Source organism: Aequoribacter sp. (assembly GCF_965659035.1).
Classification (GTDB): domain Bacteria; phylum Pseudomonadota; class Gammaproteobacteria; order Pseudomonadales; family Halieaceae; genus Aequoribacter.
This window is the reverse complement of record NZ_CBFHWH010000172.1, coordinates 1-1647: the sequence shown is the minus strand read 5'-3', so window position 1 is coordinate 1647 and position 1647 is coordinate 1. Positions and strand designations below refer to the sequence as shown.

Annotated in this window: 1 protein-coding gene; it reads right to left on the bottom strand. The window is 52.1% G+C overall.

Going from position 1 to position 1647, the window contains the following annotated elements; genetic code table 11:
• A partial coding sequence (locus ACTF5Z_RS12145) for a carboxylesterase family protein (RefSeq protein ID WP_438985863.1) occupies positions 1-1443 on the bottom strand: 1443 nt, incomplete at its 3' end.
• Positions 1444-1647 lie beyond the last annotated feature (204 nt).

The window sequence follows — 1647 nt, the reverse complement described above, 5'->3', positions numbered from 1 at the left end:
CCAAGCACCCATCATTAACTCCATCATTTCTTGGCGCTCTGCTGAATCAGGATAAACCCAGGGGGATACTGGCCCGTAAGTAAACGCACCGGTTAAAAAGGCAATATCTATTCCGTGGGCTGCGCCAATAATTGCAGGGAAATCAGCAAAGAATGACGTCTCTTGATCATCCCAGTCAAAACGATACGCATACAGATCGGTGTAGCCAGCCTCTTGCAAATACCTTAATGGTTGGTCAACACCACGTACTTTCCAAGCTGCCGAGCGTACGCGAATCCAATCTTGATAGACCGCAGCGTCTTTAACTTTGAGTCTTGGTGGCAACAGCTTGGTGAAAGGATAGCTTGCCTCGACAAAGTATCGGTGCGTACCGAGCCACAGAGTCACCTCGTCACGGTTCGCCCCAGCGATGACCGGCACGTTTTTAGCGTATCGTGCGTCACCTAGCGCCGCCATAAAACCTTCTTCGGGAATAACGACACCATCGGCAACGGTCAGCGGCACGTCACCTTCACCATCGAGTTCGTAGTAGGCCTCGTACAAAGCGTGGGCATTAAGACCTCGCAAAGTATCTGCCGACGCTAGGGGGTCTACGTCCAACTGCTGCAGAAGCTGCCAGCTCGTGCGGCGCATGGTGGGATCGGCGTTGTCGCGATTAAACGCTTGCTCGGGCGTAGCAGACTTAACGTAGCCCGATTGCGAAATTGCTTTATGAAACAACCCATCAGCAAGGGGTGATGCCAACATTGCGAAAACATTATGGCCACCCGCCGATTCACCAAAGATGGTCACGTTATCAGGGTCACCCCCAAATCCCCCGATGTTCGTCTTCACCCATTTTAGTGCCTCAATGATGTCTAGGTGCCCGAAATTGGCGGCGCCACTCAATTCGCCGCCTTCTGCTTGTATCGAGGGATGCGCAAACCAGCCAAGCGGCCCCAAGCGGTAATTAAAGGTCACTACAATCACATCTTCACGGCGCACTAACTCATCGAAGTTGTAAAAGCCTTTGTAGCCCGAGGTATTACCCCCACCATGAATCCACACCATGACGGGCTTAGTGGCACCCATCGAACCTACCTGGGCTTTGATGTCCATATACAGGCAGTCCTCAGTACCGACGATACCCTCGCCCGGTACGCCGCCTGCATCATAAGCTTGCTGGACACACGCGACTGTATCTCTCGTGTCGCTAATGGCCTGCGCCGGAATCACCGCATTGGGCTTTGAATAGGGGCGAGGCGCCTTCCAACGCAAAGCACTCACCGGCGCTTGCGCGTAGGGGATATCGCGATAGGTTAAAACCGCACCCTGCTTCGCGGGTATAACAAGCCCAGATGTGGTTCTGACCGCTGCGGAATCCCAAGGCACGGGATCGACCTGAGAGGAACTACACGCGCCCAACATAACAAAACTAACCAAAATGGAAACCGTTCGAAACATGCCGTTACCTCAATTTTTTACTTGTTACGCAGAAGTCGCTCCGTTAGGCCAATAGACTACTCTGCCTCGACGAGGAATGTAAAAGTCTTTTCAAGACCGAGTGTTCCGAATCGCTACTTTGCACGCAAGCTGAATTGATGCAGAATCTAGGTCATCAATAATGCATAAAGAGAACACAATGGCTTACATCGGTTTATTCGGCAG